Annotated in this window: 17 protein-coding genes; 3 read left to right on the top strand and 14 right to left on the bottom strand. The window is 71.3% G+C overall.

Annotated elements, in window-relative coordinates:
- Positions 1-5 precede the first annotated feature (5 nt).
- The 8 genes from ACFWPT_RS11970 to uvrA form a co-directional block, all read right to left on the bottom strand.
- Positions 6-1,208 (bottom strand): phosphoglycerate kinase, encoded by a 1,203-nt coding sequence (locus ACFWPT_RS11970; RefSeq protein ID WP_380481445.1) that lies wholly within the window; start codon positions 1,206-1,208, stop codon positions 6-8.
- A gap of 151 nt (positions 1,209-1,359) precedes the next feature.
- Positions 1,360-2,367 (bottom strand): type I glyceraldehyde-3-phosphate dehydrogenase, encoded by a 1,008-nt coding sequence (gap, locus tag ACFWPT_RS11965; RefSeq protein WP_063349506.1) that lies wholly within the window; start codon positions 2,365-2,367, stop codon positions 1,360-1,362.
- Between the two features lie 297 nt (positions 2,368-2,664).
- A complete protein-coding gene (gene whiA, locus ACFWPT_RS11960) occupies positions 2,665-3,645 on the bottom strand; it encodes a DNA-binding protein WhiA (protein ID WP_063349505.1) in 981 nt (326 codons plus the stop codon).
- Positions 3,636-4,733, bottom strand: coding sequence for a uridine diphosphate-N-acetylglucosamine-binding protein YvcK (yvcK, locus tag ACFWPT_RS11955; RefSeq protein WP_079136331.1), 1,098 nt, complete (start codon positions 4,731-4,733; stop codon positions 3,636-3,638). The genes whiA and yvcK overlap by 10 nt, the downstream gene beginning before the upstream one ends.
- 63 nt (positions 4,734-4,796) lie before the next feature.
- The gene (rapZ, locus tag ACFWPT_RS11950) at positions 4,797-5,681 is read right to left on the bottom strand and encodes an RNase adapter RapZ (protein WP_380343832.1); all 885 of its coding nucleotides are present in this window, start codon (positions 5,679-5,681) and stop codon (positions 4,797-4,799) included.
- Positions 5,682-5,799: 118 nt separating this feature from the next.
- On the bottom strand, positions 5,800-7,878 hold the full coding sequence (gene uvrC, locus ACFWPT_RS11945; protein ID WP_380375183.1) for an excinuclease ABC subunit UvrC: 2,079 nt from the start codon (positions 7,876-7,878) through the stop codon (positions 5,800-5,802).
- A gap of 96 nt (positions 7,879-7,974) precedes the next feature.
- Positions 7,975-8,427 carry a Rieske (2Fe-2S) protein gene (locus ACFWPT_RS11940; RefSeq protein ID WP_380481443.1) on the bottom strand — a complete coding sequence of 151 codons (453 nt, stop codon included), beginning with the start codon at positions 8,425-8,427 and terminating at the stop codon, positions 7,975-7,977.
- Between the two features lie 111 nt (positions 8,428-8,538).
- Entirely contained in the window at positions 8,539-11,448 is a 2,910-nt protein-coding gene (gene uvrA, locus ACFWPT_RS11935; protein ID WP_380375186.1) for an excinuclease ABC subunit UvrA, read from the bottom strand.
- A gap of 268 nt (positions 11,449-11,716) precedes the next feature.
- Here uvrA and ACFWPT_RS11930 point away from each other — a divergent pair, with 268 nt between their 5' ends.
- On the top strand, positions 11,717-12,451 hold the full coding sequence (locus ACFWPT_RS11930) for a maleylpyruvate isomerase family mycothiol-dependent enzyme (RefSeq protein ID WP_063349500.1): 735 nt from the start codon (positions 11,717-11,719) through the stop codon (positions 12,449-12,451).
- A gap of 48 nt (positions 12,452-12,499) precedes the next feature.
- Positions 12,500-13,153: an MBL fold metallo-hydrolase gene (locus ACFWPT_RS11925; protein WP_063349499.1), complete on the top strand. Its 654-nt coding sequence runs from the start codon at positions 12,500-12,502 to the stop codon at positions 13,151-13,153.
- Positions 13,154-13,247: 94 nt separating this feature from the next.
- Here ACFWPT_RS11925 and ACFWPT_RS11920 read toward each other — a convergent pair whose 3' ends face one another.
- The 6 genes from ACFWPT_RS11920 to zapE all read right to left on the bottom strand — a co-directional run bounded on the left by ACFWPT_RS11920 (position 13,248) and on the right by zapE (position 19,268).
- A complete protein-coding gene (locus tag ACFWPT_RS11920) occupies positions 13,248-14,228 on the bottom strand; it encodes a TerC family protein (RefSeq protein WP_363368878.1) in 981 nt (326 codons plus the stop codon).
- 254 nt (positions 14,229-14,482) lie between these two features.
- Positions 14,483-15,061: a TerD family protein gene (locus tag ACFWPT_RS11915; protein ID WP_063349497.1), complete on the bottom strand. Its 579-nt coding sequence runs from the start codon at positions 15,059-15,061 to the stop codon at positions 14,483-14,485.
- 283 nt (positions 15,062-15,344) lie between these two features.
- Positions 15,345-17,438, bottom strand: a complete 2,094-nt coding sequence (gene uvrB, locus ACFWPT_RS11910) for an excinuclease ABC subunit UvrB (RefSeq protein ID WP_063349496.1) — start codon at positions 17,436-17,438, stop codon at positions 15,345-15,347.
- Between the two features lie 43 nt (positions 17,439-17,481).
- A complete protein-coding gene (locus ACFWPT_RS11905; RefSeq protein ID WP_380481440.1) occupies positions 17,482-17,760 on the bottom strand; it encodes a helix-turn-helix domain-containing protein in 279 nt (92 codons plus the stop codon).
- 138 nt (positions 17,761-17,898) lie between these two features.
- Positions 17,899-18,165: a type II toxin-antitoxin system RelE/ParE family toxin gene (locus tag ACFWPT_RS11900; protein ID WP_380376804.1), complete on the bottom strand. Its 267-nt coding sequence runs from the start codon at positions 18,163-18,165 to the stop codon at positions 17,899-17,901.
- A gap of 56 nt (positions 18,166-18,221) precedes the next feature.
- Entirely contained in the window at positions 18,222-19,268 is a 1,047-nt protein-coding gene (zapE, locus tag ACFWPT_RS11895) for a cell division protein ZapE (protein WP_063351439.1), read from the bottom strand.
- Positions 19,269-19,370: 102 nt separating this feature from the next.
- Between zapE and ACFWPT_RS11890 the strand changes: the two genes are divergently transcribed.
- Entirely contained in the window at positions 19,371-20,138 is a 768-nt protein-coding gene (locus ACFWPT_RS11890; protein ID WP_380427841.1) for a pyrimidine reductase family protein, read from the top strand.
- Positions 20,139-20,154 lie beyond the last annotated feature (16 nt).

Genomic DNA, 20,154 nt, shown 5'->3' with positions numbered 1-20,154 from the left:
TGCTTTCAGCCTTCCAGGGCGGCGAGACCGGGGAGGGTCTTGCCCTCCAGGTACTCGAGGCTGGCGCCACCGCCGGTCGAGATGTGTCCGAATGCGTTCTCGTCGAAGCCCAGGATGCGGACGGCCGCGGCGGAGTCGCCGCCACCGACCACGGTGAACGCGTCGCTGTCGAGCAGCGCCTGGGCCACGGCCTTGGTGCCGTTCGCGTAGTCCGGGTGCTCGAAGACACCCATCGGGCCGTTCCAGAACACGGTGCCCGCGTCGGCCAGCTTCGCCGCGTACAGCTCGCGGGTCTTCGGGCCGATGTCCAGGCCCTCCTGGTCGGCCGGGATCGCGTCCGCGGCGACGAGCGAGGGGTTGGCCGGGGCCTTGGTCTTGAGGTCGGGGAACTCCGCCGACACCAGGACGTCCACCGGCAGGACGAACTCGACGCCCGTCGCCTCGGCGCGCTCCAGGTAGTCCAGGACGACCGGGATCTGGTCCTCCTGCAGCAGCGAGATGCCGACCTCGTGGCCCTTGGCCTTGAGGAAGGTGTACGCCATGCCGCCGCCGATCAGGATCCGGTCGGCCTTCTTCAGCAGGTTGTCGATCACGCCGAGCTTGTCGGAGACCTTGGCACCGCCGAGCACGACCACGTACGGGCGCGCGACCTCCTCGGTGAGCTTCTTGAGCACACCGACCTCGGTGGCGATCAGGTCGCCGGCCGCGTGCGGCAGCAGGCCGGGCAGGTCGTAGACCGAGGCGTGCTTGCGGTGCACGGCGCCGAAGCCGTCGCCGACGTACAGGTCCGCGAGGGCGGCCAGCTGCTCGGCGAAGGCCTTGCGCTCGGCGTCGTCCTTGCTGGTCTCGCCGGCGTTGAAGCGCAGGTTCTCCAGCAGCGCGACCTCGCCGTCGCCCAGCGCGGCCACGGTGGACGCGGCGCTCTCGCCCACGGTGTCGGTGGCGAAGGCGACGTTCTTGCCGAGGATCTCGCCGAGGCGCACGGCCGCCGGGGCCAGCGAGAACGTCGGGTCCGGCGCACCCTTCGGGCGGCCGAGGTGGGAGGCGACGACGACCCGGGCGCCGCGCTCGACGAGCTTGGCGATGGTCGGGGCGACGGCGCGGATCCGGCCGTCGTCGGTGATCGTGGTGCCGTCCAGCGGGACGTTCAGGTCGGCACGGACGAACACGCGCTTGCCGGCGACGTCGAGGTCTTCGATGGTCTTCACGGGGATTGGCTCTCCTGGGGAGATGGTTGATGCGCAGAGGCGGCACGGCGCAGGGGCCGCCTGGGAAAGTCCTGGTGCGCAGAGCGAGGGCCCGGTCGGCACAGTGCGCCAGCCGGGCCCTCGCCCCTACATCACGTCAGCTCCCGCTGCGTCAGAGCTGGCCGCCGACGAGGGAGGTCAGGTTGACGAGGCGGTTCGAGTAGCCCCACTCGTTGTCGTACCAGCCGAGCACCTTGACCTGGTTGCCCTGGACCATGGTGAGCTGGGAGTCGAAGATGCAGGAGGCCGGGTCGTTGACGATGTCCGAGGAGACGATCGGGTCCTCGGTGTAGGTCAGGATGCCCTTGAGCGGGCCCTCCTGCGAGGCCTTCTGGAAGGCGGCGTTGACCTCGTCCTTGGTCACCTCGCGCTCCAGGGTGACGACCAGGTCGGTGATGGAGCCGGTCGGGACCGGGACGCGCAGCGAGGTGCCGTCCAGCTTGCCCTTCAGCTCCGGCAGGACCAGGGCGGTCGCCTTGGCGGCACCGGTCGAGGTCGGGATGATGTTCTGCGACGCGGCACGGGCGCGGCGCAGGTCCTTGTGCGGGAAGTCCAGGGTCACCTGGTCGTTGGTGAACGCGTGGACGGTCGTCATCAGGCCCTTGACGATGCCGAAGTTCTCGTGCAGCACCTTGGCCATCGGCGCCACGCAGTTGGTGGTGCAGGAGGCGTTGGAGATGATCGAGTGGTTGGCGGCGTCGTACTTGTCCTCGTTGACGCCCAGGACGATGGTGACGTCCTCGTCGCTCGCGGGCGCCGAGATGATGACCTTCTTCGCGCCGGCGGCGAGGTGCTTCTTCGCGGCCTCGGCCTTGGTGAAGATGCCGGTGGACTCGACGACGATGTCGGCGCCCAGGGCGGCCCACGGCAGGTTGGCGGGGTCACGCTCGGCGCTGACCTGGAAGGTCTTGCCGTCGACGGTGATGCTGTCCTCGGTGTGCGAGACCTCGCCCGGGAAGGTGCCCAGGGTGGTGTCGTACTTGAGCAGGTGAGCCAGGGTCTTCGTGTCAGTGAGGTCGTTGACACCGACGATCTCGATGTCCGCGCCCTGCGCCTTGACCGCGCGGAAGAAGTTGCGGCCGATGCGGCCGAATCCGTTGATGCCTACCCGGATCGTCACGAACCGATCTCCTCGTTAGGTACGCCGGAGCTAAGCCGACGGGGGTGAGATTTGGGAAGTCCCCGACCGCCTATGACCCTACCCCTCCCAGGCCTGGGAGGGCACATCGCGCCACGTGCGACGACCTGGCGTGGCGCGAAATCAGGCCGACCGTCCTTGGCGGTCAGGGCAGTTGGTCCCGGCCAGTGGTCTCTACCAATTTGCGCACACCGGGCGCGTCCGGGTATCCCGTCCGGACACGGCGACGGCCGGTGCCCGGAATCCGGACACCGGCCGCGGAACAGCCACTTGGTGCGGTCAGTTCATCGCCATCTCGTCGGTGAGGTTGGCCTCGGTGCTCGGCAGGCCGAGCTCGGAGGCGCGCTTGTCCGCCATCGCCAGCAGGCGGCGGATCCGGCCGGCCACCGCGTCCTTGGTCAGCGGCGGGTCGGCGAGCGCGCCCAGCTCCTCCAGCGAGGCCTGCTTGTGCTGCATCCGCAGCTGGCCGGCCGCGGCCAGGTGCTCGGGCACCTCCTCGCCGAGGATCTCCAGCGCCCGCGCCACCCGGGCGCCGGCCGCCACCGCGGCGCGGGCCGAGCGGCGCAGGTTGGCGTCGTCGAAGTTGGCCAGGCGGTTGGCGGTGGCCCGGACCTCGCGCCGCATCCGGCGCTCCTCCCAGGCGAGCACCGACTCGTGCGCGCCGAGCCGGGTCAGCAGCGCGCCGATCGCGTCGCCGTCGCGGATCACCACCCGGTCCACGCCGCGCACCTCACGGGCCTTGGCCGGGATGCCGAGCCGACGGGCCGCGCCGACCAGGGCGAGGGCGGCCTCGGAGCCGGGGCAGGTGATCTCCAGCGAGGAGGAGCGGCCCGGCTCGGTGAGCGAGCCGTGCGCCAGGAAGGCCCCGCGCCAGGCCGCCTCGGCGTCGCAGGTGGCCCCGGAGACGACCGCCGGGGGCAGCCCCCGGATCGGCCGGCCCCGGCCGTCCACGAGGCCGGTCTGGCGCGCGAGCAGTTCGCCGTCCTTGACCACCCGGACGACGAAGCGGCTGCCACGCCGCAGTCCGCCGGGGGCCATCACCACGAGGTCGGAGGAGTGTCCGAAGATCTCCAGCAGGTCCTTGCGCAGCCGCCGCGCCGCCGCGCCGGTGTCCAGCTCCGCCTCGATCACGATCCGGCCGCTCACGATGTGCAGCCCGCCCGCGAACCGCAGGATCGCCGACACCTCCGCCTTGCGGCAGCAGGCCCTGGTGACCGGGAGCCGGCTGATCTCGTCCTTCACCGCTGGAGTCATCGCCATGGCCCGATCCTTCCATGTGTCCGGAAAATCCGGTCGTACGCGGCGGCCAACAGCTCCGGGTCGTGTCGCGGGGTGCCGTCGGTGCGGGCCACCCTGCCGAGGACCAGGGCTGCGCCCATCCGCTCGGCGGCCTTCTCCAGACCGGCCAGGTCCGCCTGGCCGAAGGCGCCGCCGGTGACGGCCCGCTCGTCCACCAGGATCGCATCCACCGCGAGGCCCGGGGCGTGGTCGGCGATGACCTCCAGGTGGCGCTGCGGGGTGAAGCCCTCGGTCTCGCCGGGCTGCGGGGCCAGGTTCAGGGTGAGCAGGCGGCGGGCGCGGGTCTCGGTGAGCGCCTTGGCCAGCTCCGGCACCAGCAGGTGCGGCAGCACGCTGGTGAACCAGGAGCCGGGCCCGAGCACCACCCAGTCCGCCTCCCGGACGGCGGTGACCGCCTCCGGGACGGCCGGCGGCCCGTCCGGCAGCAGCCGGATCGACTGCACGGTGCCGGGCGTGACCGCGACGTCGGCCTGGCCGCGGACGGCCGACAGCTCGCCGGGGCGCTCCGGGTCGTGGCCGCGCACGGTCGCCTCGATGTCCAGCGGCACCGCCGACATCGGCAGCACCCGACCCTGGACGTTCAGCAGCCGGCCGACCCAGTCCAGGGCGGCCACCGGGTCGCCGAGCTTCTCCCAGAGCGCGACGATCAGCAGGTTGCCGACCGCGTGGCCGCCCAGCTCACCGGTGCCGGTGAAGCGCTGCTGGATCACCTCGGACCAGGTGCGCCCCCAGTCGTCGTCCCCGCACAGCGCGGCCAGCGCCTTGCGCAGGTCGCCGGGGGGCAGCACGCCCAGCTCGGTGCGGAGCCGGCCGCTGGAGCCGCCGTCGTCGGCGACGGTGACCACGGCGGTCAGGTCGCTGGTGAGCCGGCGCAGCGCGGAGAGCGAGGCGGACAGGCCCTGGCCGCCGCCGAGCGCGGTGATCCGGGGGGCCGGGTTGGCCCGGGCGGGGCTGCTGCGCGGCCGGCTCGGGACCGGCGGCCGGGCCGGGCCACCCGCCCGGTCGGCACTCCTGTTCTGCGGCTGCCGCCCGGGCACATATCCCGCCACACTCACCTCGCGTTCCTCGCCGCGGCCACCGGCCCCGCCGGCGGCCCGGCTAGGAGGCGGCGGTCACTCCCGTCCCATGTCACGGTGGACGAGCACCGTCTCCACTCCGTCGGCGATGAGACGCTTGGTCAGGCGCTCGGACATCGCGACGCTGCGGTGCTTGCCACCGGTGCAGCCTACGGCAAGCGTCATGTAGCGCTTCCCCTCGCGGCGGTACCCCTCGGTGATGATGCGCAGGAGATCGGCGTAGCCGTCCAGGAACTCGTTGGCGCCGGGCTGCTGGAACACGTAGTCGGCGACGTCCGCGTCGGTGCCGGTACGGGCGCGCAGCTCGGGCACCCAGTGCGGGTTGGGCAGGAAGCGGCAGTCCACGACCAGGTCGGCGTCGACCGGCAGGCCGTACTTGAAGCCGAAGGACATCACGGTGGCGCGCAGCTCGGGCTCGTCGTGGTCGGCGAACTGGGCGTCCAGCTTGGCGCGCAGCTGGTGCACGTTGAGGTTGGAGGTGTCGATCACCAGGTCGGCCTCGCCGCGCAGGTCGCGCAGCAGGTCGCGCTCCTGGGCGATGCCGTCGACGATCCGGCCGTCGGCCTGCAGCGGGTGCGGGCGGCGCACGCTCTCGAAGCGGCGGACCAGCGCGTCGTCGGAGGAGTCCAGGAAGACCACGCTGAGCCGGACGCCGCGCTTCTCCAACTCGTCGAGGGAGGTGAGCAGGTCGTCGAAGAACTGGCGGCCCCGGACGTCCACGACCACGCCGATCCGGGCGACGTTGCCCTGGGAGCGGGCGCCCAGGTCGACCATGGTCGGGATCAGGGCCGGTGGCAGGTTGTCCACCACGAACCAGCCCAGGTCCTCCAGGCACTTCGCGGCGGTGGAGCGGCCGGCTCCGGACATGCCGGAGATGATCACCAGCTCCGGCGCGTTCTCGGCCACGTCTGACACGGTCACTTCGGTTCCCCGCTCTCGGTCTTTCTGCTGGGGAGAACGCGCACGGCGCGACCACCCTTCCCCTGCCCGGACAGGCGGGCGGGGGCTGGGCGCGTCGTCTGACGGTCGGCGTCGGCCGTCATGGCGTCTCCTGGGATGGTGCGGTCTGGGATGCTGCGGCCACCGGCTCGGCGGCCGGTTCGGCCCCGTCCTCGATGATCTCGCCGGTAGCGGTGTTCACCGCTGGTGCGACGGGTGTACGGGAGGACAACGCCGCCGCAACAGTCTCCGCCGTGCGGCGTCCGATGCCGGGTACGGCGCAGAGTTCGTCGACGGTGGCGGCCCGGAGCCTCTTCAGCGAGCCGAAGTGCTTGAGCAGCGCCTGGCGGCGAGTCTCGCCGAGGCCCGGGACGGAGTCCAGTTCCCCGGCGGTGAGTCGCTTGGAACGCTTGCTGCGCTGGTAGGTGATCGCGAAGCGGTGGGCCTCGTCGCGGACCCGCTGGAGCAGGTAGAGGCCCTCGCTGGAGCGCGGCAGCACGACCGGGTCGTCCTCGCCGGGCAGCCAGACCTCCTCCAGCCGCTTGGCCAGGCCGCACAGCGCGACGTCGTCGATGCCGAGTTCGTCCAGGGCGCGCTTGGCGGCGGCGACCTGCGGCTGGCCGCCGTCCACGACCAGCAGTTGGGGCGGGTAGGCGAAGCGGCGCGGGCGGCCCGTCTCCGGGTCGATCGGGCCGGCCGGGGCCCCGGTGCCGTCGGCGGCGGCGCCCGGGTCGTCGGCCTCGGGGACGACCCACTCGCCGGTCTGCTCGCGCTCCTGGAGGTAGCGGCGGAAGCGCCGGCCGATCACCTCGTGCATCGAGCGGACGTCGTCCTGGCCCTCGAAGCCCTTGATCTGGAAGCGCCGGTACTCGCTCTTGCGGGCCAGGCCGTCCTCGAAGACGACCATCGAGGCGACCACGTCCTCGCCCTGGAGGTGGGAGATGTCGAAGCACTCGATGCGCAGCGGCACCGAGTCCAGCTCCAGCGCGTCGGCGATCTCCTGCAGGGCGCGGCTGCGGGTGGTGAGGTCGGAGGCGCGCTTGGTCTTGTGCAGTGCCAGCGCCTGCTGGGCGTTGCGCTGCACGGTGGCCATCAGGTCCTTCTTGTCGCCGCGTTGCGGGATCCGCAGGTCGACCTGGCTGCCGCGCAGGCCGCTCAGCCAGTCCCGGACCGGACCGGACGGCTCGGGCAGCGCGGGGACGAGCACCTCGCGCGGGACGGTCTCGTTGCGCTCGTCCGGGCCGGCGCCGCCGTAGAGCTGCTGGAGGGCGTGCTCGACCAGGCCGGCGGTGTCGACGTCCTCGACCTTGTCGGTGACCCAGCCGCGCTGGCCGCGCACCCGGCCGCCGCGGACGTGGAAGATCTGGACGGCGGCCTCCAGTTCGTCCTCGGCGACGGCCAGCAGGTCGGCGTCGGTGGCGTCGGCGAGCACGATGGCGTTCTTCTCCATCGCGCGCTTGAGGGCGCCGATGTCGTCCCGCAGCCGGGCCGCCTTCTCGTACTCCATCTCCTCGGCGGCCTCCCGCATCTGCTCTTCCAGCCGGCGCAGGTAGTTGCCGGTGCGCCCGGCCATGAAGTCGCAGAAGTCCTCGGCCAGCGCCCGGTGTTCCTCCGGCGAGACCTTGCCGACGCAGGGCGCGGCGCACTTGCCGATGTAGCCGAGCAGGCAGGGCCGGCCGACCTGCCGGGCGCGCTTGAACACGCCGTTGGAGCAGGTGCGGACGGGGAAGACGCGCAGCAGCAGGTCGACCGTCTCGCGGATCGCCCAGGCGTGCCCGTACGGGCCGAAGTAGCGCACGCCCTTCTTGTGCGCCCCGCGCATCACCTGGACCCGCGGGTACTCCTCGTTGAGGGTGACGGCGAGTTCCGGATAGCTCTTGTCGTCGCGGTACTTGACGTTGAACCGCGGGTCGAACTCCTTGATCCAGGAGTACTCCAGCTGGAGCGCCTCGACCTCGGTGGCCACCACCGTCCACTCCACCGAGGCCGCGGTGGTGACCATGGTCGCGGTGCGCGGGTGCAGGCCGGCCAGGTCCTGGAAGTAGGACGACAGGCGCGGCCGCAGGCTCTTGGCCTTGCCGACGTAGATGACCCGCCCGTGGGCGTCACGGAACTTGTAGACGCCCGGTGAGGTCGGGATCGCGCCCGGCGCCGGGCGGTAGGTGCTCGGGTCAGCCATGGGTCCACCGTACCGAGTGGAGCCGGGGCCGCGAAGGGGAGATCAACCGGGCGGGGACCGACTGGGCCGAGATCGACTGGGTGGAGATCAACTGCTTCAGCTCGGGGTCACCTTGAGGTTCCCGCCGTCGACCGTGACGGCGTAGGCGGGCAACGGCCTGGGGGCCGGGCCGTCCTGGACGGCGCCGTCGGCGATGGCGAACCGGCTGCCGTGGCAGGGGCACTGGATCTGCTGGCTCTTCACCTGGTCGACGACGCAGCCGGCGTGGGTGCAGACGGCGCTGAAGGCCTTGTACTCCCCCACGGTCGGCTGGGTCACGACGATCTTCTGGTTGCGGAAGACCTTGCCGCCGCCCTCCGGCACCTCCGAGGCCGGGCCGAGGTCCACCGGGGTCTTGGCCGCGCTGCCGGCGCCGGAGGAGCCCGAGGAACCCGAGGAGGGACCGCAGCCGGCGACCGCCACGGTGCCGCCGGCCGCCAGTACGGCGGCGGCGCCGCAGAGCACGGTGCGGCGGGAGGTGGCGGGGCTGGTCTCGGGGGCCTCTGACATCGGTGCGCTCCTGCGGTTCGGCTTCCTACGAGGGACCTCGGAAGTCTATGCGGCGCCCGCTCCGCCGCCCCCGTGGGTGGGGCGGCGGAGCGGGCCGCTGCTCCCTCTTCGCTACTTCTTCGCCGCGGCGGCCCGCTTGCGCGGCGCCCTCTTCACCGGGGCGACCGGGGCGTCCGCGAACTCGCCCGGAAGGATGTCCCGGAGGAACTTGCCGGTGTGGCTCTCCGGGACGGCGGCGATCTGCTCCGGGGTGCCCTCGGCGACCACCATGCCGCCGCCGGAACCGCCCTCGGGGCCCATGTCGACGACCCAGTCGGCGGTCTTGATCACATCGAGGTTGTGCTCGATGACGATCACCGTGTTGCCCTTCTCCACCAGCCCGCTGAGCACCTTGATCAGCTTGCTGATGTCCTCGAAGTGCAGGCCGGTGGTGGGCTCGTCCAGCACGTAGACCGTCCGCCCGGTGGAGCGCTTCTGCAGCTCGGAGGCGAGCTTGACGCGCTGCGCCTCGCCGCCGGACAGCGTCGGCGCGGACTGGCCGAGCCGGACGTAGCCGAGGCCGACGTCGTTGAGCGTCCTGAGGTGCCGGGCGATCGCCGGGACGGCCTCGAAGAAGGCCAGCGCCTCCTCGATCGGCATGTCCAGCACCTCGGAGATGGACTTGCCCTTGTAGTGGACCTCCAGCGTCTCCCGGTTGTACCGGGCGCCGTGGCAGACCTCGCACGGCACGTAGACGTCCGGCAGGAAGTTCATCTCGATCTTGATGGTGCCGTCGCCCGAGCAGTTCTCGCAGCGGCCGCCCTTGACGTTGAAGGAGAACCGGCCGGGCAGGTAGCCGCGGACCTTCGCCTCCTGCGTCTCCGCGAAGAGCCGGCGCACGTGGTCGAACACCCCGGTGTAGGTGGCCGGGTTGGAGCGCGGGGTGCGCCCGATCGGCGACTGGTCGACGTGCACCACCTTGTCCACCAGGTCGGTGCCGGTGATCCGGGTGTGCCGGCCGGGCACGCTGCGGGCGCCGTTCAGCTCCCGGGCGAGGTGGGTGTAGAGGATGTCGTTGACCAGCGTCGACTTGCCGGAGCCGGAGACGCCGGTGATCGCGGTGAAGGTGCCGAGCGGGAAGCCGACCGTGACGTCCTTGAGGTTGTGCTCGCGGGCGCCGTGGACGGTCAGCTGGCGCTTCTTGTCCCGGTCGCGGCGGCCCGCCGGGATCGGGATGGACCGCTTGCCGGAGAGGTACTGGCCGGTCAGCGACTCCTTGTTGGACAGCAGCCCCTTCAACGAGCCGGAGTGCACCACCTTGCCGCCGTGCTCGCCGGCGCCCGGGCCGATGTCGACCACCCAGTCCGCCGTCTTGATGGTGTCCTCGTCGTGCTCGACCACGATCAGCGTGTTGCCGATGTCGCGCAGCCGCACCAGCGTCTCGATCAGCCGGTGGTTGTCCCGCTGGTGCAGGCCGATGGACGGCTCGTCCAGCACGTACAGCACGCCGACCAGGCCGGAGCCGATCTGGGTGGCCAGCCGGATGCGCTGGGCCTCGCCGCCGGACAGGGTGCCGGCCGCGCGGTTCAGCGAGAGGTAGTCCAGGCCGACGTCGACCAGGAAGCGCAGCCGCTCGTTGACCTCCTTGAGGACGCGCTCGGCGATCTGCTTGTCCCGGTCGTTCAGCTTCATCGCGCCCAGGAACTCGGCGCAGTCGCTGATCGACATCGCCGAGACGTCCGCGATCGACTTCTCCTCGACGGTGACCGCGAGCACCACCGGCTTGAGCCGGGTGCCCTCGCACGTCGGGCAGGGCACCTCGCGCATGTAGCCCTCGAAGCGCTCGCGGCTGCTGTCGCTCTCCGCCTCGGTGTGCCGGCGCTGGATGAACGGGACGGCGCCCTCGAAGCCGGTGCTGTACGAGCGCTCGCGCCCGAAGCGGTTGCGGTAGCTGACCTGCACCTGGTGCTTGTGCCCGTACAGCAGCGCCTTCTTGGCGCGGGCCGGCAGCCCGGCCCACGGGATGTCGGTGCGGAAGCCCAGCTCCCCGGCGAGCGCGTCGATCAGGCGCTGGAAGTACTCCTTGGCGTGGCCCGCCGACCACGGGTGGATCGCGCCCTCCTCCAGCGAGCGCTCCGGGTCCGGGATGACCAGCTCCGGGTCGACCTCCATCCGGTTGCCCAGGCCCGAGCAGTCCGGGCAGGCGCCGAACGGCGAGTTGAAGGAGAACGAGCGCGGCTCCAGCTCCTCGAACGACACGTCGTCGTACGGGCAGTAGAGGTGCTCGGAGTACATCCGCTCGCGCTCCGGGTCGTCCTCCGCGAGGTCGACGAAGTCGAGCACGACCATGCCGCCGGACAGCCGCAGGGCCGTCTCCACCGAGTCGGTGAGCCGCCGCTTGGCGCTCTCCTTGACGGTCAGGCGGTCGATGACCACCTCGACGGTGTGCTTCTCCTGCTTCTTGAGCTTCGGCGGCTCGGCGAGCTGGATCGTCCCGCCGTCCACCCGGGCGCGCGAGTAGCCCTTGGACTGGAGGTCGGCGAAGAGGTCGACGAACTCGCCCTTGCGCTCGCGCACCACCGGGCTGAGCACCTGGAACCGGGTGCCCTCGGCGAGCTCCAGCACCTTGTCGACGATCGCCTGCGGCGACTGCTTGGCGATCGGGCGGCCGCAGTGCGGGCAGTGCGGCTTGCCGATCCGGGCGAACAGCAGGCGCAGGTAGTCGTAGACCTCGGTGATCGTGCCGACGGTCGAACGGGGGTTGCGGTTGGTGGACTTCTGATCGATCGAGACGGCCGGGGAGAGGCCTTCGATGAAGTCCACGTCGGGCTTGTCCATCTGCCCGAGGAACTGGCGGGCGTAGGAGGACAGCGACTCGACGTAGCGGCGCTGGCCCTCGGCGAAGATCGTGTCGAAGGCGAGCGAGGACTTGCCGGAGCCGGAGAGGCCCGTGAAGACGATGAGGGAGTCGCGGGGCAGGTCGAGCGAGACGTTCTTGAGGTTGTGCTCGCGAGCACCGCGGACGATGAGGCGGTCGGCCACTGCTTCTGGCGCCTTTCTCCGGGGCGAGAGGACTTGCGGGGAGATGTGTGCTTCTTCCAGGATGCGGCAGCCAGCCTACTAGCTCAGACGTTCGAATATCGACCGTGTCCAGCGGAGTCCACCCGAACGAGTGAGAGCGCCCCTCGAACCCTCCGTACCCGGACCGAAAAAGGCCCTGCTCAGCGGTCGGATTCGGCGATAGCGTCAGCTGGTCAACGAGCGGAGCCCCCCGCGGGCAACGCGCCGTCTCCCACAGAAGGCCGATCCGATGACCGACCCGCAGACCGCCGCCGAGGCCGCCGCGCAGTACCTGGCCCTGGTCGAGGAGAGCACCCGGCACCTGCTGCACACCGTCGCCGAGCTGAAGCCCGAGGCCGTCGCCGAGCCCTCCGCCCTGCCCGGCTGGACCCGCGGTCACGTGCTGGCCCACCTCGCCCGCAACGCCGACTCCCTGGTCAACCTGCTGGACGGCGCCCGCACCGGCACCGACATCCCGCAGTACGCCAGCACCGAGGCCCGCGACCGGCAGATCGAGGAGGGTGCGCCCCGCCCGGTGGACGTCCAGCTCGCCGACCTGCGCGACTCCCGCGAGCGCTTCGCCGCGGCCGCCGCGCTGCTGCCCGCCGAAGCCTGGACGGTCGAGGTCCGCCACCGCACCGGCTACGTCTTCCCCGCCCACGACCTCCCGTGGAAGCGCCTCGCCGAGGTCGAGTACCACCACGTCGACCTGGACGCCGGTCACACCCCCGCGCACTGGCCGGAGGTCTTCGCCGTCACCGAGTTCCACAAGATCGCCAACAAGCTGCACGGCACCGCCCTGCCCGGCGTCGAGCTGGTCGCCGAGGACACCGGGGACATCGGACTGATCGGCACCGGCGAGCCCGTCCTCACCGTCCAGGGCCCCCTCCGCTCCCTGCTCGCCTGGCTCTCCGGCCGCTCCGACGGCGCCGGCCTGCGGACCACCCCCGACACCGCCCTCCCCCAGCTTCCCCCGCTGGGCTGACGGCGCGAAGATGATCCTGAACCCCTTCACCGGACGAGGAGCGGACGCATGACGTACCACGGAGCGGTCAAGGTCGGCGGGCCGCCGGACGTGCGGGAGCTGGCGCACCTGATCATCACCAAGGTGGCCGTCGGCCCGTACGACAACAACGCCTACCTGCTGCGCTGCCGGGCCACCGACGAGCAACTGCTGATCGACGCGGCCGCCGACGCCCCGGTGCTGCTGGAGACCGTCGGTGACGAGCTCGCCACCGTCGTCACCACCCACCGGCACCACGACCACTGGGCCGCGCTCGCCGAGGTGGTCGCCGTGACGGGGGCTCGCACCGCCGCCGGCGCGCACGACGCCGAGGGCGTCGACGTGCCCACCGAGCTGCTGCTCGCGGACGGCGACAAGCTGCGGGTCGGCGACGTGGAACTCACCGTCCGGCACCTGGTCGGGCACACCCCGGGCGCGATCGTGCTGATCTACGACGACCCGCAGGGCCACCCGCACGTCTTCACCGGCGACTGCCTCTTCCCCGGCGGCGTCGGCAACACCTGGGGCGATGCGGAGGCCTTCACGAGCCTCTTCCGGGACGTCAACGCGAAGATCTTCGACGTCCTGCCGGACGAGGCCTGGGTCTACCCCGGCCACGGCAGCGACACCACCCTCGGCGCCGAGCGCCCGCACCTCGACGAGTGGCGCGAGCGCGGCTGGTGACCTCGGCCTTCGGGCACCGGGCACCTGGCGCCGGGCACGACGAGGCCCCCGCGACCCCTTCCGGGTCGCGGGGGCCTCGGCCGTCACGCGGGGGTCAGGCGTCCAGCTTCTGGGCCTCGCGCTCGGCCCGCTCCTGCTTCTTCGAGGCGATCAGGCTGGTCACCGTGGTGACGGCCAGCACGACCACGATGACGCCCAGCGAGAGCGGGATGCCGATCTCCGGCACGTTCGCGCCCGCCTCGTGCGCCGCGTGCAGCACCAGCTTCACACCGATGAAGCCGAGGATCACCGACAGGCCGTACGACAGGTGGACCAGCTTCTTCAGCAGGCCGCCGATCAGGAAGTACAGCTGACGCAGGCCCATCAGGGCGAAGGCGTTGGCGGTGAAGACGATGTACGGGTCCTGGGTCAGGCCGAAGATCGCCGGGATGGAGTCCAGCGCGAACAGCACGTCCGTGGTGCCGATCGCCAGCATCACGATCAGCATCGGGGTCATCAGCCGGCGGCCGTTCTCCCGGATGAACAACTTCGTGCCGTGGTACGTGTCGGTGGACGGGAATCGCCGCTCGATCGACTTGAGCAGGCGGTTCTCCTCGAACTCGTCCTCCTCCTCGCCGGCCCGGGCCTCCTTGATCAGCTTCCAGGCGGTCCAGATCAGGAAGGCGCCGAAGATGAAGAACACCCAGGAGAACTGGGTGACCAGCGCCGCGCCGCCGGCGATGAAGACCGCCCGCAGCACCAGCGCGATGATCACACCGAACATCAGCACGCGCTGCTGGTAGATCCTCGGCACCGCGAACTTGCCCATGATCAGGATGAAGACGAACAGGTTGTCGACACTGAGCGACTTCTCGGTGATGTAACCGGCGAAGAACTCACCGGCCGGCTGCGCGCCGGAGTGCCACCAGAGGAACCCGCCGAAGATCAGCGCCAGCACGATCCAGACCGCGGTCCAGATCCCGGCCTCCTTGATCGAGACCTCGTGCGGCTTGCGCCCTCCGATGAAGAAGTCCGCCACGATCAGTGCGATCAGCACACCGATCGTGGTGATCCACATGGTTACGGAAACGTCCACTACTGCTCCTCCGGCAGGTAGGCGAGACAGTCATCGTCACTGCCGGAGGTCTCTTCCGCCCGTCGGGCCCGCTCTCGGGGCGTCCGCACGGACCAGCGCCCCGGGGCGCCACTCGTGGGCGCCCGTGATGACGGGGACAACTGCGGGGGAATACTCCCCTCCGCTGCCATCGAGAGTAACAGGAAGCCCAAGTAAAGGTAAAGAAGGTAAAGAACCGTCAGGGATGACGTCCGGGGCGCCCGTCCGGGATGCCGTCAGAGGTACGGCTCGATCGCCGGCAGCAGGTCCTGGAAGGTCCGCCCCTTGGCCGGCGCGCCGATCGCCTGCATCTCCCAGCCGCCGGCCCCGTCACGGAACACCTTCGCCATGATCTGCCCGGTGTGCGGCCCTCCCCCGGCCAGCTCGTACCGGGCCAGCTCCTCGCCCGTGGTCTCGTCCACCAGCCGGCAGTGGGCGCCCTGCACCTCCGCGAAGGTCTGCCCGGTGTACGAGCTCACCGTGAACACCACCTGGGTGATGTGCGCCGGCACGTGCAGCAGGTCCACCAGGATCGCCTCGTCGTCCTCCGTGCCGGAGCCGCCCTCCAGGTTGTCCCCGGTGTGCCGGACGGAACCGTCCGTGCTCTCCAGGTGCTGGAAGAACACCACGTCGGACGGGGTCTTCTCGGCGTACAGGAGCGCCGACGCGTCCAGGTCGATCGTCCTGGTGCGGCTGCCGAACAGGCCCCGCTTCGGCGCGGCCTGCCAGCCGAGGCCCATCCGGACCACGGTCAACGCGCCGCCCGGCCCCTTCTGGAGACTGACCCGCTGGCCCTTGGCAAGGTTCACCGACACGGCGTTGTCCTCTCTACCCGGCCACGCGGTCGCTCCCCGCGCGGCGCCACGGTGGAACACCCCGTGCCGTCCCCCGGCTGAGGCCCCCTGTTGCTGTCGCACCACCCCGTCCCGAGGTCGATGCCGCAGGCCAGCCTAGGGCCTGCGGCACCCCGCACCTCCCGGCGGTCGCCGCATTGTGGCAAGGCTGAGACACCGCCGGGCTTGACCGGTGTCACACCGGCCCGGCCCGGCGGCCGCCTCGACCCGCCTCAGACCCCCGTCGGCCCCCCTCGGCCCCCGCTCAGGCCACGCCGGCCTCCCGCATCTGGCGCAGCTCCCGCTTCAGCTCCTTCACCTCGTCGCGCAGCCGGGCCGCGACCTCGAACTGGAGGTCGGCGGCGGCCGCGTGCATCCGGTCCGTCATCGACTGGATCAGCTCCGCCAGCTCGGCGGCCGGCAGGCTCTCGCCCTGCTTGCGCTCCATGCCCAGGGCCGGCACCGGGGCCTTGCCCTTCCCGGCGGCCCCGCGGTAGCCGGTGGAGAGCAGCTCGTCGGTGTCCACGTCCTCGCGGGCGAGGGTGTCCAGGATGTCGCCGATCTTCTTCCGCAGCGGCTGCGGGTCGATCCCGTGCTTCTTGTTGTACGCCTGCTGCACGACCCGGCGGCGGTTGGTCTCGTCGATCGCCTTCTCCATCGACGGGGTGATCCGGTCCGCGTACATGTGCACCTGGCCCGAGACGTTTCGGGCGGCCCGCCCGATCGTCTGGATCAGCGAGGTGCCGGAGCGCAGGAAGCCCTCCTTGTCCGCGTCCAGGATCGCCACCAGCGACACCTCGGGCAGGTCCAGGCCCTCGCGCAGCAGGTTGATGCCGACCAGCACGTCGTACCTGCCCGCGCGCAGCTCGCGCAGCAGCTCCACCCGGCGCAGGGTGTCCACGTCGCTGTGCAGGTACCGGACCCGGATGTCCAGGCCGAGCATGTAGTCGGTGAGGTCCTCGGCCATCTTCTTGGTCAGCGTGGTCACCAGGACGCGCTCGTCCCGCTCCACCCGCGTGCGGACCTCGTGCACCAGGTCGTCGATCTGGCCCTCGGTCGGCTTGACGATCACCTCCGGGTCGATCAGACCGGTCGGGCGGATGATCTGCTCGACCTGGCCGTCGCCGCGGGACAGCTCGTACGGGCCGGGCGTCGCCGACAGGTACACCGTCTGGTCGATCCGCCCCAGGAACTCCTCCCACTTCAGCGGGCGGTTGTCCATCGCGGAGGGCAGCCGGAAGCCGTGCTCCACCAGGGTGCGCTTGCGCGAGGCGTCACCCTCGTACATCGCGCCGATCTGCGGGACGGTGACGTGCGACTCGTCGATGACCAGGAGGAAGTCCTCCGGGAAGTAGTCGAGCAGGGTGTTCGGCGGGGAGCCGGGCTCGCGGCCGTCGAAGTGCATCGAGTAGTTCTCGACGCCCGAGCAGGTGCCGATCTGGCGCAGCATCTCGATGTCGTAGGTGGTGCGCATGCGCAGCCGCTGGGCCTCCAGCAGCTTGCCCTGCTTCTCCTGCCGGGCGAGCGTCTCCTCCAGCTCCTTCTCGATGCCGGTGATCGCCCGCTCCATGCGCTCCGGACCGGCCACGTAGTGCGAGGCGGGGAAGACGTACACCGACTCGTCCTGGCTGATGATCTCGCCGGTGAGCGGGTGCAGGGTGTACAGCGCCTCGATCTCGTCGCCGAACATCTCGATCCGGACGGCCAGCTCCTCGTAGACCGGGAAGATCTCGATGGTGTCGCCGCGGACCCGGAAGGTGCCACGGGTGAACGCCACGTCGTTGCGGGCGTACTGGATGTCCACGAAGCGGCGCAGCAGGACGTCCCGGTCGATCTCCTCGCCGACCTTGAGCGGGACCATCCGGTCCACGTACTCCTGCGGGGTGCCGAGGCCGTAGATGCAGGAGACGGAGGCGACCACGATCACGTCCCGCCTGGTCAGCAGCGAGTTGGTCGCCGAGTGCCGCAGCCGCTCGACCTCCTCGTTGATCGAGGAGTCCTTCTCGATGTAGGTGTCCGTCTGCGGGACGTACGCCTCGGGCTGGTAGTAGTCGTAGTACGAGACGAAGTACTCGACCGCGTTGTTCGGCAGCAGCTCGCGGAACTCGTTCGCCAGCTGGGCGGCCAGCGTCTTGTTCGGCGCCATCACCAGGGTGGGCCGCTGCAGCCGCTCGATCATCCAGGCCGTGGTGGCCGACTTCCCGGTACCGGTGGCACCGAGCAGGACGACGTCCTTCTCCCCGCCCTTGATCCGCCGCTCCAACTCGGCGATCGCCGCCGGCTGGTCCCCGTTCGGCTGGAAGGGACTGACGACCTCGAAGGGCGTCACTGACCGCTCAATACTCGTGATGGGTCGCACGAGTCCACCGTACGACCCACCACCGACAAGCGGTGCGGCTTCCTCAGGCCGCGTGCCCCTCGAACCTCATGGCGGGCTCGCGGGCCGGGTCGATGCGGACGACCGAGTCGAACGCGGCGGCGAGGCGTTCGATCAGCGGCAGGGTCGGATCGACACCGCTCTCCTCGATGCTCTCGACCGTCGCCTCGTCCAGCCCGGCCCGCTCCGCGAGTTCGGCGAGCGTCCAGCCGAGAGCGGATCGGCGGGCGTACACGGCCTCGGCCAGCGCCATCCGCCGCCCGGCCGCCCGGTACTGCTCGCTCTCCCGATGCTCCGGCGGCACGACCCACCGCGTGTGATAACCGCTGCTCACCGCTGCTCCTCCCGGTCGTAGACGTCGTGGTCGGCGGCGGGCAGATGCTCGGCCTCACACACCTTCTGAGCCCGCCGTGCCCGCTCGACCTGATCCGTTTCGCGGTTCCTATGTCTTACGGAAGACCGTCAGCAGCACAGCCCTCCGCCCGGGTGCGAGCCAGTACGTGATCCGCATCGGCCCGACCCGCAGTTCCCGCAGTCCGCCGCCGAGGTGGCTGGAGAGCGGGAACGGCAGGAGTTCACCGTCCTCGGCCAATCGATCCGCCGCGCGCTCGACCGCACGGTACTCGGGGAGCGGACACTGCCGCAGCCACTCGCGTACCTCGGGTTCGATCTCGATCGAGTAGCCCGCTGCGGGCCCGCCACCGGCCATGCGCCCCCCTCTGCTCCGCTAGGGAGCAACGCCCGGCCGGGGCGGGGGTTACGGGGTCAGGTCTTCGCGCTGTCGCGGGCGAGGGCGACCAGGCGGGAGATGGCGCGGAGGTACTTCTTGCGGTAGCCGCCGCGGAGCATGTCGTCGGGGAAGACCTGGTCGAAGGGGAGGCCGGAGGCGGTGATGGGAAGCTCGCGGTCGTACATGCGGTCGGCGAGGACGACCAGGCGCAGGGCGGTGGACTGGTCGTCGACCTGGCGGACGCCGCGCAGGCAGACGGCGGTGACGTCGTCGAGCAGCGCGCCGTAGCGGCTGGGGTGGACGGCGGAGAGGTGGGCGAGGAGGGTGTCGAAGTCGTCCAGGGAGGCGCCGGGGGTGCGGGCGGCGACGGCGTCGACGGCCGCGTCGGGGTAGGGCGGCGGGGCGTCCGGGAGGCCGCGGTGGCGGTAGTCCTGGCCGTCGATCCGCATCGGGCGGAAGTGCGCGGACAGGCCCTGGATCTCGCGCAGGAAGTCGGCGGCGGCGAAGCGGCCCTCGCCGAGCTTCTCTGGCAGGGTGTTCGAGGTGGCGCAGAGCTTGACGCCGTTGTCGACGAGGCGGGTGAGCAGCGTGGAGACCAGGACGGTGTCGCCCGGGTCGTCGAGCTCGAACTCGTCGATGCACAGCAGCGTGTGCTCGGAGAGGGTCCGGACGGCCTGCTGGAAGCCGAGCGCACCGACCAGGTTGGTCAGCTCGACGAAGGTGCCGAAGGCCTTGGGGCCGGGGGCGGCGTGCCAGAGCGAGGCGAGCAGGTGGGTCTTGCCGACGCCGTAGCCGCCGTCGAGGTACACGCCGGCCGGGCCGGTGGGCGCCGGGGCGGAGCGGCGGAACCAGCTGCGCTTGGGCGCGGAACCGTTTCCCCCGCCGAGGGTGGTGGCGAACTGCTCCAGGACCTGGACGGCCTCGTACTGGCTGGGCTGGTTCGGGTCCGGAATGTACGTCCCGAAGCTCACGTCGGAGAACCGGGGCGGCGGGACCATCTCGGCGACCAGCCGCTCGGCGGGCACGACGGGGCGGCGGTCGGCGAGCGCGATCGGGGAGCCGGCCGCGCTCGCGGCGGCTATGGACTCGGTCGCGGTGTCGGGGCGGGGGGCTGCTGGCACGTTAGTAGAGGGTACGCCTGGTGCAGAGCGCCTCGGGACGGCGGCCGGTGGAAGACTGAGGGCATGCAACAGTTGATCAGCCCGCTGGGCGAGCCGGTCGCCGACCCGGCCTCGCTGGAGTCGCTCGCCGCCGTCTACGCGTACCCCGACCAGGTGAATCGGGGGCGGCCCTGGCTGCGCGCCAACATGGTGGCCGGTCTGGACGGCGGGGCGAGGCTGGAGGGCCTCTCGGAGGGCCTGTCCGGGGACGCCGACAAGCGGATCTTCGGTGTGCTGCGCGCGCTGTCGGACGTGGTGCTGGTGGGCGCGGAGACGGTCCGCGCGGAGGGCTACCGGCCGGCCCGGGCCCGGGCCGAGTTCGCGGCGGCGCGGGCGGCGGCCGGGCAGGCCCCGGCTCCGGCGATCGCGATCGTGAGCCGCTCGCTGACCCTGGACCTGACCGCGCCGCTGTTCACCGCCCCGCTGGTCAGGACGGTGGTGATCACCACCGCGGACGCGCCCGAGGAGCGCCGCCGGGCGGTCGCCGAGGTGGCCGACCTGGTGCTCGCCGGGGAGGGGTCGGTGGACCTGCGGGCGGGCGTGTCGGCGCTGGCGGAGCGGGGCTGGACGCGGTTGCTGAGCGAGGGCGGCCCGCGGCTGCTGGGACAGCTGGCGGCGGCGGGTCTGCTGGACGAGTTGTGCCTGTCGCTGGCTCCGCTGATCACGGGCGGCGACGCGCCGCGCATCATCCGCGATGCGCAAATGCCTGACGTGCAGCGGATGCGGCTGGTCTCATTGATCGAGCAGAAAGGATTCCTCTTCACCCGCTACCTGCGTCCGCCGACCCCGTGACCGACGGGTCGTGATC

The organism is Kitasatospora sp. NPDC058478 (assembly GCF_042720345.1).
In the GTDB taxonomy this organism is placed as follows: domain Bacteria; phylum Actinomycetota; class Actinomycetes; order Streptomycetales; family Streptomycetaceae; genus Kitasatospora.
This window is presented reverse-complemented; position numbering and strand designations above follow the sequence as displayed.